Genomic DNA, 13,707 nt, shown 5'->3' with positions numbered 1-13,707 from the left:
AAGAAGACTAATTCGCTGAAAGGTGGAACTGAAATGGATCATTTGCCTGATCTGAAAGCATCGAAGGAAGCGTCCTCGAGCTCTCACCTGTCCAAGGTGTTGGGGCCAATGCATATCTGGGCACTTGGGGTGGGCATTGTTCTCGTGGGTCAATTTATGGGCTGGAACTTTACCATTGCCAAAGGCGGATCGTTGGGCTCGATCATAGCGTGCTGGGTGATTGGCATACTTTATATTTCTCTGATCATGTTTAACACGGAAATGGGATCCGTCATGCCGGAAGCAGGCGGACAATATAGCATGGCCAAATATCTGCTGGGACCGCTGGCTGCATTTAATATTGGAATGATGCTCGTTTTCGAGTATGTCATGCTCGCCGCAGCGGATTCCCTGGTCGTAGGCGAGATTCTCAAGACGATCAGCCCGGACATACAGGCGCTGCCATATATTATTCTCAGTATTCTGTTTTTGACCTGGCTCAATTACCGTGGCGTTCATGCCACGCTCAATCTCAATATTGTCCTGACAGGCGTCGCATTTATTACGATTATAATTTTGCTTTTCAGCACCAAATTTTACTCGCCTTCAGAAAGCATGATCAAGCTCGGTGAAATGACCAACGGTCTGCCCTATGGCTGGATTGGAATTTTAGGGGCCTTTCAGTTTGGCTGTTGGTTTTATCTTGGCATTGAAGGCACTGCCCTTGCTGCGGAAGAATGCCGTTCAACGGGCCGCTCGCTTCCGGTGGGCGCCGTGGTGGGCCTCCTAACGCTGATTATAGGTGCTACTATTACGTGGTTTGTCAGCTCCGGCCTGGTGCCTGCGGACCTGCTGGGTGTTTCGACCTATCCTCTTTTCGATGCCGCTGTGGCGACCGGAAAGCCTGTTGTCATTCAGCTTCTCTTTGTCGGGACCATTCTCGCGTGCCTGGCCAGCGCCAATGGCTGTATCGCGGATTCAAGCCGGGCCTGGTATTCCATGTCGCGGGACACCCTCATCCCGGAAGCCTTCTCAGCGATTCATCCCAAATACAAAACGCCGTACCGCGCCATCGTTTTTCTGATGCCAATTTCCATAGCCTTCGGATTCACGGGACTGCTTGATCAAGTCATCACGTTTTCAATCCTTTCAGCGCTGCTCGTTTACCTGCTGACCGCTTATATGATGTTCAAGTTCAGGCGCATGTACCCAATTGGCTCTATTGATCGTGGTTACATAGCGCCGTGGCATCCGTTTCCTGCAATCTTCGTCATTGTTCTGGCAGCCGCGACTCTGTTCGGCATGTATTTTGGATATTGGACCAATCTACTGGCGGGCTTTGCGTTTTATCTGATGGCCTCCCTGTGGTTTGTGCTGCACAGGTCGAGATCCTTGGATATGTCGAGGTTTATTGCCCACGGTGCGACTTATTGGCCGCGTCCGAAGGGGTATTGATTAAATTCGGTTGTGTTATAGTGGTGAAGTGACTTGAGAAGACCATCGGCAGAGTGCCTTTAAACCTTTGCCGATGGTCTTCTGTCGCTTCCGCCAATGTTACAGAATTGTTACTGTCCGTCCTCAAAGTTGACTTGGGGACTGACACTCATTTGAAACTTGTCCGCGTCACCAATAAAAATTGGGCGGCGGCACAAAAATCATTTCCGGTGCGTGCCTGCAGAAGTTATAATGAAAGTTAGGATTCTAACCAATGCGGCAAGTCGATTTCAGACTGGGAAGGAGAACAAAATTGCTGATAAAATGGATCAGTTTGTATCTGTTCATAGGTGTCATGCTTCTTTCCTTTATGTTTGTCTATTCGTTTTTAAGAGGGAAATCCAGTTATGCTAAAGTACTTGGTGTGCTTAGTCTGACGCTTCAGGTGTATCTTCTCGGATATCTCATGGAGATTAACGCGAGCACCCTGACGGAAATGATCTTTTGGAATCAGATCCAATATTTAGGAATCCCTTTTTTCCCTTCGCTTTGGCTCATTATCAGCATGCTCTATACTGGAAAAAGTAAGTATTTGCAGGGTGCAAGAAGTTTGTTGATATTTGCGGTCCCTGTTTTAACGTTTATTATGCGGCTGACCAACGACTGGCATCAACTCTTTTACAGCCGCATCGAGCTGCAGTACATTGGCGGCGCTCAGATTATGCTGCTCACCAAAGGGCCTTGGTATTTAATTCAGATGGGTTATGTTCTGCTGACACTGATCGCTTGTACGGGGATCTATTTTCAGCGCTATAGAAAGAGTTCAGGCGATGAGAGGATTCAATTCAAATTGCTGCTTCTGGCTTCAGTATTGCCATATGTGTCTTTGGTTCTGATCGTCTTAAATATTGGCGGAATTGGGATCGACTATACAGCGCTGATTTTGCCGCCTTGCGTCTTGCTGATCAATTTGGCGCTGACAAGATACAATTTTCTGGACATAAAAGTTTTAGCGCGTGAGCGGGTGTTTGAGGACAGTTCGTCAGGGCTCATTCTTCTGAATCGCCATTACAGGGTGGTCGATTTTAACGCTGCCTGCGTTCCGTTCTTTCAATGGTTTCACACCCCACTCAAAGAGGAGAAATTGGATATTCTCTTAAAGGACTTCCCTGAACTAATGGATTGTATCAGAGAAAAGGGTGAAAGAGTCTTTCAGTTCGAGAATGAGAACGAAACACGGGACCTGAATGTCAATGTCAAACCGGTTCTCAACAAAGATGAGACCATAGGGTATCTCGTCACAATGGAAGATGTGACGGAGCGTGAACGACTAAGGCGTCAATTGCTGGAAATGGCCAACACGGACGTGCTCAGCGGACTGAGCAACCGCAGGCACTTTATGGAGCGGGCGGAAGAGGCTTTTCAGCGTGCACTGCGTTATAAGGAACCTTTATCGGTACTCATGCTCGATATAGATTTTTTTAAGAAAATCAATGACATTTACGGTCATCATGTCGGGGATGCAGTTATTCGCAATTTTTCAGACATGCTGTCTGCCACTTTTCGCGGGACGGATGTGGTGGGCCGCACGGGTGGTGAGGAATTCGCAGTTGTCATGATCCAAACGGATGCTGAGACGGCGTTTGCCAAAGCTGAGCGGTTCAGAGCTGCCGTTGAGTCAAGCTGTTTCTGCATTCAAGCGCAGACACTGAGGATGACAATCAGCATTGGGGTCTCTGAGCTAGGAGATAACGGAGCTAGCTTCGATGCAGTGCTTAATCATGCAGACCGCTGTCTGTACGAAGCGAAGCATGCGGGCAGGAATTGCGTCAGAGTTGGGTTTGAGGGCAGTTTCGAATCTATCGGCTAAAATAATAAGGAGTGTAGACCATGCAAATGACTGACAAAAAACCATCCCCGTCCATGGAGCTGTGGCTTCAAGTAGCAAAGATGGACCCAAACGCCTCCCGTGTCGGGATGTTTTTAGTACACAACGGGGTCGTCAGAGAAACGCCCAAAGCTTTGGTCCGACAGGGCATAGATGATGGGACTGAGGTCAAGGGCATGACCTTTTCCTATGACGCGGACAAAGTGGAGGCAGCCATTGAAGCAGCGCGCCGGCTCGAAGGGATTTATTATATCAAGGTGTGGCTGAATGAAGGCGAGCTTGAGGTCGGGGATGATATCATGTTTGTCCTGATTGGCGGAGATATTCGACCGAATGTCATTGATGGACTTCAGTTCCTGGTAGAGAAAATCAAAACGGAATGCGTCACTGAAATTGAGAAAAGGGAATAGGTGGAACATTACAATTTAAGCTCAATACACGGTTTGCGGTAGGCTTCAAATAAATATTATGTTATACTCTTACTGATGCTTAATCTTCGAAATTGAAGAGCGGGGGACGAACTACCATGGGGTGAAACCGTGCAAACGGTGGGGTGAACTCTTTTACCTAACCCGTCAACTAACCTCGTCAGCTTAAAAGAGGAGGAACACGAGTGATTTCAAAAATGAAAATTGCTGTGCTTGTCGCAGCACTGGCTTTCACGACTTCAGCTTTCCAGCCTGCCGGGTTTGCCTACACGCAGGGGTCAGTGTTGAAGCAGGGAATTCAAAGCACTGACGTGGCTGAATTGCAGCGGGATTTGAAACAACTAGGGTATTTTTCTGTGGATATTACCGGTTATTTCGGTAGTGTGACGAAGTCTTCGGTTGCAAATTTTCAGAAAGCCTACGGATTGACGGCGGATGGGGTTGCGGGTGCGCAGACCATCGGCAAAATTACTGGTCTTTTGAGCGCGGAAAAGCCAGTTTCCAGGGGCGGTGTCTCAAGGTCGGAAACAGCCGCGACGAATAGCGCTCTGAAATTGCCGTGGTTTGACGACGTTAAAAGCATTTACGCCAGAGGGGATGTCGCTACAGTCATTGACGTTCAATCAGGTTTGAAGATGCAAGTTAAGCGTACATACGGTGGGAATCATGCGGATGTAGAAACGATGACCAAAGAGGACACGGCTGTTTTGAAGGAAATCGCGGGCGGCAGCTGGAACTGGACCCGGCGTCCGGTCATTGTGGAGATCGACGGGTATAGAATTGCTGCGTCCATGACCGCAATGCCGCATGCCGGAAGGGATGACAAACCAGAGGTCGTGGTGGTCAGCAATCGCAGCGGCGGCTTTGGCACGGGACAAAACCTGGATGCAGTCAAAGGCAATGGCATGGATGGCCACTTTGATATTCACTTCCTGAACAGTCGGACGCATTCTACCAATAAGGTGGACAGCAAGCACCAGGAAGCGATTCAAAAGGCATTTGAGTCTGGGATGTAATTGAAATTAAAGATATTATTCTGGGGAGAGGGTACGGAAGGGCGTCGCGGGTGAGCGGGGTACTGAACGGGTCTTCTCCCTGTAATGTTTTATTGGGGATATGAGCGCAGCGAAGGGTCGCTGACTTATAGACGGACATGATACCATGATATTGCTCTCAGGTTGGGCATGGGGGAGGCAACAACACAAGTGAGATATCCAAATATGAAGGAAGGCGTTTTCCTCAAGCGGCCGAACCGTTTCATTGCCCTCATTGAGATCGACGGGAACGTGGAGATTTGTCACGTTAAGAATACTGGCCGTTGCAGGGAACTGCTGAAGGAGGGGGCCAGGGTACTGGTTCAGGAATGCAGCCATCCCGGAAGAAAAACCAAGTTTGATTTGATCTCGGTTTGGAAAGGGGAGCGGCTCGTCAACATGGACAGCCAGGCGCCAAATAAGGTTTTCAAGGAGTGGGCTGAGACGAGCGGCTATTTTCAAGGGCTTCGTCTGATTAAAGCGGAACAGAAGTATGGGAATTCCCGCTTTGACTTTTACCTTGAGACGAAGACACGGAAAATATTTGTCGAAGTCAAGGGCGTAACCCTAGAGGAGGACGGCGTAGTCCGCTTCCCGGATGCCCCGACGGAGCGAGGGGTCAAGCACCTCAATGAACTTAGGGCATGTCTTGAAGACGGGTATGAGGCACTTGTGGTTTTCATAGTGCAGATGAACGGGGTCCTTCATTTCGAACCGAATGATGCCATGCACCCCGAGTTTGGGGCTGCTCTCAGAAGGCTTTCAGAGCGAGGCGGAAAGGTGATCGCCGTGGACTGCCTGGTGACGGAGTCTGCACTGGAAGCTGGGGATCGGGTTGAGGTGATCTTGGGGCCTGGGCTATAAACAGCGTTGGTGAAGATGGGTGAATGAAACTCGGAGTGAGACGAAACTTGGTGTCTGACACCGAGTTTCATCGTTAAAAAAACGGGAAATGGAGCCATAAGAAGGCACTCATTTCCCGTTTTCTATTTATTGGCGTTCACTTTTTCTCAGCAGTACTAATAAACGGTGCCTCGTTTAAGATTTTCGTAAAACTCAACTTTTGAGGCATTATAGTAAGGAATGACGTAGAGGAAGCCCAATCCGAAGGTCACTATGCCAAGGAAAAACCAGCCAATAAAGCTGAGGGCAAAGCTGAAGAACTCCATTTTGTGACCTTCCATCATCATTTTGGAAGCTGTTATGGATTCGAGAGCAGTCATGTCAGGATTCTCCGTCATGATCAGATAAGCCATGGTATAGCGGATGGCGGCTATGATGCCGGGGACGATCAGGAGGAGTGTCCAAAGGATCACGAAAATAGTGGTCAACAGATTCAGCAGGAAGGTATCCCCAAAGCGCTTGAAGCCCTCAAAGAGGTCCTTGATGTCAGCGATTTGCTCCCTGAGTCGCCTGAAAAACACCATGAGTCCATAGGTCAGTGGGCCGGTCAGAATAAAGCTGAGCAGATTGAAGAACGCAGATGAGGGACTGACCATACTTTCGCCGTTTGACAGGGTCACAACGCGGTCTTGGTTTGTGAAGAGCTGTGTCAATGCCAGGAAAATGAGGACTGTAATGATGACGACAGGCCAGTTTCCGCTAAGATGTTCTTTGGCTTTGAGCTTCATTTCATCATAGGTCATATGAAGGGCCTCCTCCTGTAGGATGGATTACGGCATTATTATAGCGCAAAATTTTTGTGCTGAGTGGAATTTAAGAGAAAGTTAACAATTGCTGTTTTCAGGGCCGCGTTACTCCACGTAGACTTCAACGATATCCCCGTTGTCAGACTCTACTTCGACGATTTTGCCTTCAGCGCCATTCTTAATCAACTCGAGAATTTCCGACAGGTCAATGTCCTTGATGGAATCTTCAATATTCTTGTCAAAGTGTTTTCCTATCTTAAGCCCTGTTTCGACCAGCGCGATTGGGACGTTGACATTCACTTTGGTCTTGATGCCGTTTTCTGTGCTGAGGACTTTGACTCTTAGCCATTTGGCGTTGCTTGTGCCGATGGTCTTTGCAGCCGCCTGCATCTGCGGCTGGGCAATGTCATCCACTGCCTTCAGAAGCTGTGCGCCTTCATCCGCCGTAATTATACCATCTTCAATCATCTTCAGGATTTTGAGTTTTTCTTCGTTCATTTCTAGATCCTCCTTCTTTATACTTTTATACGGTTTCGCCGTTCAGCAGTTTAAGCGCCTGTTCGGAGGTGATTTCGCCCCTGCTGAGCTGCTCCAGGATCTCACCTTGGTTGACAGCGTTTTTCTTTGCTTCTTCCTTATACCCCAGCGCTTCAATGACCTCATCCAGAAGTCGTCTCACGGTAGGATAGGAGATGCCCATTTCTTTTTCGATTTCTTTGATGTTGCCCCGGTTTTTGATGAAGATTTCCGCAAAATATTTCTGATTCTTTTCGAGCTGACAGAACTTGCAGAGCTCGAATTCTCCTGAGATTTGCGTACCGCAAGTTTTGCAGGACAACTGAGTGACACGCAGTTTATCCTGACAGATGGGACATTGGCCTATGACTTCTTTTGCCATGGGATCACCTCTTTCATACAGTTGGAATGTTGAACAAGGATTCAAATGCGTTAAGGCTGCTATTTGGTATAGATGTCGATTTGTGTCCCTCGATCGTCCATCACTGAAACCAGTTGGACGGGCGGGAGTTCTTTAAGTGTATCGAGGATTAGCCGGATGTCTTCATAGTCGAAAGGATTCATATCTGAACCTTCGGTAAACTTTGCAGAGACCTTGAGAATAAACGACGCGAGTTTGCCCGTGAGTCTGAGGGGCAGTGGCGGCAGACTCATCCTGAAATTTGACTCTGGGTCAATAATTTTTATTTTCAGCCATTTTGCTGGAAACTCAGATTTGGAAAGAGTTGTCAATGTCGTGTTGGAGGTAGTGAGTGAGGCCATTATTTTCGAGGCTGCTTCAGGAACAGCTATCTCTTTTCGCTCTACTTGGTCAAGTAATGCCATCACGTTCAAGTTACATCCCCTACCCTACCTTAAATTAATTAATTCGATTTTAGGATTAATATTATCTATCTGATTATAAAATATATCAATTTCAATTAGAAGTCAATTAACAATTCAATAAAATTAATTAAAAAATTAATAAAATTAATAATTGGTTTAAAATATCGATAAATCTTCAAAGTACAATTTCACTCAACGTGTCATAACTCTGCGCTCGAGAGGATTTTCTTGAATTATGATATAGATCAGATAGTTTTGGGTAAATTATTTATCACCTTGAGTTACTTATTCCTTAACAGCTTGTAAGGAGGACAAAAATGAGCAAAGTCATCCACTTCGAAATCCATGTTGATGACATGGAGCGCGCCAAACGATTCTATGGCAACGTTTTTGGCTGGATTTTTCAGGACTGGAGCGATTATGCAGGATTAGCCTACTGGGGCGCCGAAGCCGGAGATCCTTCCGAACCTGGGATCAATGGTGCCCTAATGCTGCGTCAGGGTTCTGGACCAGTCGAAGGCCAGCCGCTCAGTGCTTTTGTCTGCACCATGGGCGTTGAAGATTATGATTTTACCGAGCAGAAAATTCTTGAAAACGGCGGTAAAATTGCCATGCCGAAAGCTGCACTTGCTGGCATGGCGTGGCAGGGCTATTATCATGACACAGAAGGCAATATCTTTGGCATCCATCAGCCGGACGTCAATGCCAAGTAGCGCCTTTAACAAGAAGAAGGTGTCAGACACCCGCACATGGAAGCAGGTGTCTGACACCTTTTTCTGCTTTCCTAAAGCCTCCAAATACAATATTATAGTAGTAAGAAAGCAACAAGGGGAGGCACACAATGATCAAGGCGGAACTGACTCCAAAACATGCCGGAATCGCCATAGCGGGAGATTATGAGGATCTGGATCATTTATATGATGCACTCATCCGAATCCTGGGTGACGAAGACGAGTACCCGGCTTATACTTCAGCGAGAATCAGGATTCTGGGACTTTGCTACGACATCAGGCATGCCTATATGGGTGATCGCGACATAAAGGTCATTGACAACAACATGACCCGTGAAAAAATGAAGCTTACAGGAAAAGTAGTTCATACAACCAATGTCTATTACGAATTCCAGACTCTGATGCCCGAAATTCTGTTTATAGTCATGGCGCTCAACGACTTCTGTTTGATGCGGGCCAGAAAAGAATCGAAGCAGATGTTGGATCCTATGCTGCACAAAAAAATTATATGGGACAGAGACATCGCGCAAATCAGAATGCTCCAATCCGCCATTCTTGACTGTCTGTCAAGGGCACTGGAGCCAAGGGCCGTCACGCGGCTGCTCAATCTCATAATCCAGGATTATCCCTGGATGAACGGCTATGTCACCCAGTATTTGGATGAGTTAAACGTCGAAATTCTTGAAATGGATCCTGAGAAGCGCTTGAAATTTGTGACGGTCTTGGCCAAGCGGCTGACAGAGCTCGACGGGCCGGATTACCTGGGACTCAGGCATGAAATCAAAGATTATGCAAAAGCTATGGGGATTACACCGGATGAGGTCAGACTCAACTTGGATTATCCTGATGTGGAATGGTAGCAGGGGATTCAAGACCTTGCAAAGTCTTTCATTCACTCAGCGCCATAAAGTTCAAAGACCATACTCAATAGATGAAGAGGGACCCAACTATGACTCAGACGATCTCAAACGAGATCCATTCCATACTTAGAGAAGCAAAATCCATCGCTGCAATTTATCCGGAACGAGCCTATGATATGAGTGCAGAAGCACTAGAGTTGGCGACTTCTCATCAACTTGAGCTGGAGAAAGGTTATGGGCTGCTAGGGATGTCGTTTGCCTGCCGCGCTAAATCAGATATAAGCCCAATGCTGGATCTCGCCTACAAAGCCCTTGAAATTTTTGATCGGCATCAGGAGATGAAGGGTCAGATCAGAGCATTAAATCTCATTGGGATAGCCTACTTTTACAGCGCCATGTACGAGCAGTCACTCAAATTTCTGCTTCAGGTCATCAGTCTTTTAAAGCATAACCAGGACGATTTTTTACTGAGCTGCGTTCTGAACAATATTGGTGAAGTCTACAGGGAGTCCTCAAGCTATAATAAGGCGCTGGACTACTTTGAACAGGCGCTGAAGGTCAGTGACGCCAATAATTTCAGATTCAACAAGGCTTCGATCCTGGGGAATATTGGTGAAATATTTTTTTCTCAGAAGAAGTATGACGAGGCACTCACCTATTACAATCAGAGCTACGATCTCCTCATGGAAGAAAATGATATGGTGAACCTGGGAGATGTGGAACACCGTTTGGGAAAAATTTATTTTGTGGTTGGAAATCTTGTACAAGCGGAAAATTTTTTCAGGCGCGCCCTTGAACGTCTAAGCGCAATAGACAACAAGTATTATGCCATAGATGTGCTGATGAATCTCGGCCAGCTCATTGGTCTCAGAGACTTCAGCGCAGCGCTCAGCCATTACGTTAAGGCGCTCAGGTATGCTGAGAGCATCAACGCAAAAAAGAAGATCATGATCCTCAGCAGAAAAATTTCTGAGCACTACGAACTGGAGGGCGATTATAGATCAGCTCTGGATTATTTTAAAGAATTCAGTCGTGTCAATGAAGAAATAACAGCCTCGACACTGGGCAGCAAGCTGGAAATTTTGAATATAGAGCTGCGCTATATCGAAGTCGCCGGGAAGTTTGAGCAGATCCAGGAGCGCCTCGAAAAAGAGATCGCTTATCAGCAGCATGAACTTAAGAAAATAAAAGAAGTCAACGCGATCCTCGAAAAGAAGGCTTATGAGGATGAACTTACAGGCATACCGAATAGAAGGAGCATTAACCTTTATCTCAATGAGCTCATGGAATCCGCCCTGGAATCTACCCTGGAATCTACTCAGCCAATGGCTATGTTCATGATGGATATCGATCACTTCAAGAAATTCAATGATTACTGGGGACATTCAGAAGGGGATGGGTGTATCAAGCAAATTGCTGGCGGGATCAAGAAACTTCAGCGTGAGGGCGGCGATCTTTTTGGACGCTACGGCGGGGAAGAATTCGTCTTTTTTGCCCCAAATCTCAGTTATAAGTCAGCAGAGGTTCTTGGGCACACCATCAGAGATACGGTCGAAAAGCTCGGGCTGTATTACGTTGAAAATGGCTGCAAAAAACCGGTAACGATCAGTGTCGGTGGGACCGTAGGAACACTGCAGGAGTTTGGAAGTGTCGCCAGCATGATGGAGCTGGCGGACGCCGAGCTGTATAAGGCGAAAGCACTTGGCCGCAACCAAACGCAGCTGAGAGATTTATCTGCAGCGCCGAGGGTAGTGGACACTGACCATCGGCAAAGAGGGAATGGTCATGGGTAGCGGGCAGCCTGTACCTCATGGTCCCGATCCCGCTCACAGTTTTGTCTACGCTGCTGCTTCCGGAAAAGAAGGGCTTAGCGTCCAACTAATTCAAAATGGGTGATTGTTTAATAATTAAAGGCCCTGGCCGATGGTCGCTTATATTGCCACCACCATCGGCAAAGGCCTTATTCTTATAACTTCAAGAAGGTCTTGGCGACCTTCGCGGAAAACACGATCCAGGGAATCAGGGACAGGATGGAAAAAACGAGGCCCAGGGTGCCAGCGGTGGAAGGGATCACCATCAGGAGTCCGGCGGCCAGCCCCCAAGAGGCCGTGGCGCGGCTGTAGACGTCAGTTTTCAGCATGACCCAGCTGATGAGCAGCAGGGTGAGGGCGTTCAGGACATAGTACGCGTTGAAAGCGGTGCCGGTGTAGATGGCCAGGAGCGTTTCTGCGGCGGAAACGAGGCCTTGCTGCTGGAGCGGGTTAGACGCAGCGGCGTAGCGCTGGCTCAGCGTCAGCATCTCAAATGAGGTATTGGATGGGAAGTAGGCCGCCAGCCCAACCAGCCCAAAGGCGGTTGCCAGAGTCATCAGCGCCGGCCGATGGGGTTTCAGGGATTGGAAAAAGGCCAGATAGATAGGAATCATCAGAACGTTGTTGAGGATATAGAGAAGATCCAGGCTGAGCAGGCCTTTCAAGGGGCTGACAGCATAGAGCGCCAGAAAACCTTCTGCGGTTGTGGGCGGTGGGGAGAGGAAGTAAATGAGGATTTGTAACGGGATGATGAGGATCAAAAAAATTGCGGATACAAACGCGATGAAGTAGAGCGGACGCCAGTCATATATGGTTGTCATGGGCAAAGTGCCTCCTTTTTTTATATTAAATATTAACAACGTTAATATAATGATCATTGTTAATTTACTATATAATTTTGACTTCGTCAAGAAGATTCTTGTGAGTGAGGATGATGCTTTCAATTTTTTTGTGTAAAATAGAAGCATCTAATTTAATGAGGTGATATCAACATGTTAATTTTGAATAAAAAGAATATAGCGCACAATACAACACCCAATTCATCTTCGAATACATCCCCAAAAACGGCCCTTCAGCTTCAGACACAGATCCAGACTGCCATTGACACCGTCAAATGCAGAAAGTGCGGCTGCATGAAGGAGACGCTGTTGACCATTCAAGGACAGCTGATGGATGCTTCAGTGTCCGGGAAATCCGAGGGCAACCATGATACGACCATGATTCTCCGCGAAGTTGATCAAGCTCTTGGACTTATGGCACCCATAGAGTACACCTGACCAGGATGCGCTCACTGCTGGTCAGCAGACATAACCAATACCTTTGATGAGGTTTTTAAGGACCTAAACAGTATCCATGTTATCGACTCTGTGGCCGAACTGCCCTCAAGTGCCCTTGACGCCGGGCTCCCAGCCATAGGAGACTATCATGTGATTTCATTGAAACCGCAGTCCAGCGTGGCACTCGTGACCCTGGCCTCGCCGGAACTCGCCGAGCGCATGTCCCAATTAAAACCTGAGGGCCTCAGCATTGCAGGCAAAGCAGAGACGGAGAATATAGGCATTGAAAAGATTATCCAAAATACACTGGCTGCACCCTCCATTAGGACGTTGATCCTCTGTGGCATAGACTCAGAGGGGCACTTCGCCGGGCAAACCCTCGAAGCGCTGGTGCGTAATGGTATGGATGAAAACGGCCGTGTCATAGGCTCTATAGGCCGAAAACCGGTACTGGCCAATGTCTCAATGAATGAAGTTGAAGCCTTCAAGGCCCAGGTCCAAACCGTCAATTTAATTGGCTGCCTGGATGAAGCGGTGATCCTCAATGAGATAGCGGCGCGAAAGGATCAGCGCGCGGCAAACCTCGCGAACACCAATGCCAGCGCCAACGTCTTCAAAGACACTCTGCCGATGGTCACCCCTACCCAACCCGCAAAAGTCCCACAACCCCTCACCGCGACTTACAAAGACCCCAATCAGGTCAAACTCGACAAGAAGGGCTATTTCGTCATTGTACCCAAGGATAAAACCGGACACATCCTCGTGGAACACTACAGCAATCAAAATGAGCTGCTTCATATTGTACAGGGGGAAAATGCCCGTGACTTATACTGGACTATCCTGGAGGGCGGCTGGGTCAGCGAGCTCAGCCACGCGGCCTATTTGGGCAAGGAACTGATGGCGGCAGAATTGTCGCTGAAGTATGGGTTTAAGTATATTCAGGACAAGGCGTAAACCAAGAGAAGTCATGAAAACTGATAAATTCTGCCATTAGTGGGTATTCATTAAGTCAGCGGCGGAGAAATCTGCCCGCCGCCGACTGAATTGGAATACGGACAGATGGGAGGAAGACTTAAACCATCCCTATGTTAATGGGGCGATTATTGCGGGTCAGGAGACCATCGGCGATGGCAAGCTTGTCTTCAAAGGCAAGCTGGGGGCTGAGATCAGTGACCAGGAGGGCTACGCCGCTGTAAGGCTGTGTACGTTAAATACGCTGACCCTCATAAATTATTATGCCAATGGTCTCGACAACCTCATCTTCCACGTCACTAT

Annotated in this window: 15 protein-coding genes and 1 riboswitch; of the genes, 10 read left to right on the top strand and 5 right to left on the bottom strand. The window is 47.7% G+C overall.

Annotated features, from left to right (window positions below):
* Window positions 1-33 precede the first annotated feature (33 nt).
* From AC4PHM_RS08915 to sfsA, 5 genes are all read left to right on the top strand, one after another.
* Window positions 34-1,434, top strand: coding sequence for an APC family permease (locus AC4PHM_RS08915; RefSeq protein ID WP_492017465.1), 1,401 nt, complete (start codon window positions 34-36; stop codon window positions 1,432-1,434).
* A gap of 292 nt (window positions 1,435-1,726) precedes the next feature.
* Entirely contained in the window at window positions 1,727-3,283 is a 1,557-nt protein-coding gene (locus AC4PHM_RS08910) for a histidine kinase N-terminal 7TM domain-containing diguanylate cyclase (RefSeq protein ID WP_492017464.1), read from the top strand.
* A 20-nt stretch (window positions 3,284-3,303) separates the two neighbouring features.
* Window positions 3,304-3,711: a molybdenum cofactor biosynthesis protein MoaE gene (locus tag AC4PHM_RS08905; protein WP_492017463.1), complete on the top strand. Its 408-nt coding sequence runs from the start codon at window positions 3,304-3,306 to the stop codon at window positions 3,709-3,711.
* A gap of 66 nt (window positions 3,712-3,777) precedes the next feature.
* A riboswitch (cyclic di-AMP (ydaO/yuaA leader) is annotated at window positions 3,778-3,910 on the top strand.
* Between the two features lie 4 nt (window positions 3,911-3,914).
* Window positions 3,915-4,745, top strand: a complete 831-nt coding sequence (locus AC4PHM_RS08900; protein WP_492017462.1) for a peptidoglycan-binding domain-containing protein — start codon at window positions 3,915-3,917, stop codon at window positions 4,743-4,745.
* Between the two features lie 189 nt (window positions 4,746-4,934).
* A complete protein-coding gene (gene sfsA / locus AC4PHM_RS08895) occupies window positions 4,935-5,627 on the top strand; it encodes a DNA/RNA nuclease SfsA (protein ID WP_492017461.1) in 693 nt (230 codons plus the stop codon).
* 155 nt (window positions 5,628-5,782) lie between these two features.
* On the opposite strand, the gene AC4PHM_RS08890 is transcribed toward sfsA, so the two are convergent.
* The 4 genes from AC4PHM_RS08890 to AC4PHM_RS08875 form a co-directional block, all read right to left on the bottom strand.
* A complete protein-coding gene (locus tag AC4PHM_RS08890) occupies window positions 5,783-6,409 on the bottom strand; it encodes a DUF975 family protein (protein ID WP_492017460.1) in 627 nt (208 codons plus the stop codon).
* 108 nt (window positions 6,410-6,517) lie between these two features.
* A complete protein-coding gene (locus AC4PHM_RS08885) occupies window positions 6,518-6,910 on the bottom strand; it encodes an SHOCT-like domain-containing protein (protein ID WP_492017459.1) in 393 nt (130 codons plus the stop codon).
* A 25-nt stretch (window positions 6,911-6,935) separates the two neighbouring features.
* On the bottom strand, window positions 6,936-7,310 hold the full coding sequence (locus AC4PHM_RS08880) for a DUF2089 domain-containing protein (protein WP_492017458.1): 375 nt from the start codon (window positions 7,308-7,310) through the stop codon (window positions 6,936-6,938).
* Between the two features lie 59 nt (window positions 7,311-7,369).
* Window positions 7,370-7,756: a hypothetical protein gene (locus AC4PHM_RS08875; RefSeq protein ID WP_492017457.1), complete on the bottom strand. Its 387-nt coding sequence runs from the start codon at window positions 7,754-7,756 to the stop codon at window positions 7,370-7,372.
* A gap of 314 nt (window positions 7,757-8,070) precedes the next feature.
* Here AC4PHM_RS08875 and AC4PHM_RS08870 point away from each other — a divergent pair, with 314 nt between their 5' ends.
* The 3 genes from AC4PHM_RS08870 to AC4PHM_RS08860 all read left to right on the top strand — a co-directional run bounded on the left by AC4PHM_RS08870 (window position 8,071) and on the right by AC4PHM_RS08860 (window position 11,137).
* On the top strand, window positions 8,071-8,466 hold the full coding sequence (locus tag AC4PHM_RS08870; RefSeq protein WP_291405292.1) for a VOC family protein: 396 nt from the start codon (window positions 8,071-8,073) through the stop codon (window positions 8,464-8,466).
* 128 nt (window positions 8,467-8,594) lie between these two features.
* The gene (locus tag AC4PHM_RS08865) at window positions 8,595-9,344 is read left to right on the top strand and encodes a DUF6904 family protein (protein WP_492017456.1); all 750 of its coding nucleotides are present in this window, start codon (window positions 8,595-8,597) and stop codon (window positions 9,342-9,344) included.
* Window positions 9,345-9,433: 89 nt separating this feature from the next.
* Window positions 9,434-11,137 carry a GGDEF domain-containing protein gene (locus AC4PHM_RS08860; protein WP_492017455.1) on the top strand — a complete coding sequence of 568 codons (1,704 nt, stop codon included), beginning with the start codon at window positions 9,434-9,436 and terminating at the stop codon, window positions 11,135-11,137.
* A 173-nt stretch (window positions 11,138-11,310) separates the two neighbouring features.
* On the opposite strand, the gene AC4PHM_RS08855 is transcribed toward AC4PHM_RS08860, so the two are convergent.
* Complete coding sequence (locus AC4PHM_RS08855; RefSeq protein ID WP_492017454.1) at window positions 11,311-11,976, bottom strand: DUF4386 family protein; 666 nt, start codon at window positions 11,974-11,976, stop codon at window positions 11,311-11,313.
* Window positions 11,977-12,147: 171 nt separating this feature from the next.
* Between AC4PHM_RS08855 and AC4PHM_RS08850 the strand changes: the two genes are divergently transcribed.
* Window positions 12,148-12,432, top strand: coding sequence for a hypothetical protein (locus AC4PHM_RS08850; protein ID WP_291405296.1), 285 nt, complete (start codon window positions 12,148-12,150; stop codon window positions 12,430-12,432).
* Between the two features lie 150 nt (window positions 12,433-12,582).
* A complete protein-coding gene (locus AC4PHM_RS08845; protein ID WP_291405298.1) occupies window positions 12,583-13,386 on the top strand; it encodes a DUF4346 domain-containing protein in 804 nt (267 codons plus the stop codon).
* Window positions 13,387-13,707: the final 321 nt, after the last annotated feature.

This window comes from Acidaminobacter sp. QWL-03 (assembly GCF_058683855.1).
Note: the sequence above shows the minus strand (reverse complement) of the source record. Positions and strands in the feature narration are given on the sequence as shown.

Excerpts from the sequence above, each read along its gene's own strand:
- AC4PHM_RS08915 (WP_492017465.1), top strand. The coding sequence starts at position 34 with ATGGATCATTTGCCTGATCTGAAAGCATCGAAGGAAGCGTCCTCGAGC.
- AC4PHM_RS08905 (WP_492017463.1), top strand. The coding sequence starts at position 3,304 with ATGCAAATGACTGACAAAAAACCATCCCCGTCCATGGAGCTGTGGCTT.
- AC4PHM_RS08890 (WP_492017460.1), bottom strand. The coding sequence starts at position 6,409 with ATGACCTATGATGAAATGAAGCTCAAAGCCAAAGAACATCTTAGCGGA.
- AC4PHM_RS08885 (WP_492017459.1), bottom strand. The coding sequence starts at position 6,910 with ATGAACGAAGAAAAACTCAAAATCCTGAAGATGATTGAAGATGGTATA.
- AC4PHM_RS08880 (WP_492017458.1), bottom strand. The coding sequence starts at position 7,310 with ATGGCAAAAGAAGTCATAGGCCAATGTCCCATCTGTCAGGATAAACTG.
- AC4PHM_RS08870 (WP_291405292.1), top strand. The coding sequence starts at position 8,071 with ATGAGCAAAGTCATCCACTTCGAAATCCATGTTGATGACATGGAGCGC.
- AC4PHM_RS08865 (WP_492017456.1), top strand. The coding sequence starts at position 8,595 with ATGATCAAGGCGGAACTGACTCCAAAACATGCCGGAATCGCCATAGCG.
- AC4PHM_RS08860 (WP_492017455.1), top strand. The coding sequence starts at position 9,434 with ATGACTCAGACGATCTCAAACGAGATCCATTCCATACTTAGAGAAGCA.
- AC4PHM_RS08855 (WP_492017454.1), bottom strand. The coding sequence starts at position 11,976 with ATGACAACCATATATGACTGGCGTCCGCTCTACTTCATCGCGTTTGTA.
- AC4PHM_RS08850 (WP_291405296.1), top strand. The coding sequence starts at position 12,148 with ATGTTAATTTTGAATAAAAAGAATATAGCGCACAATACAACACCCAAT.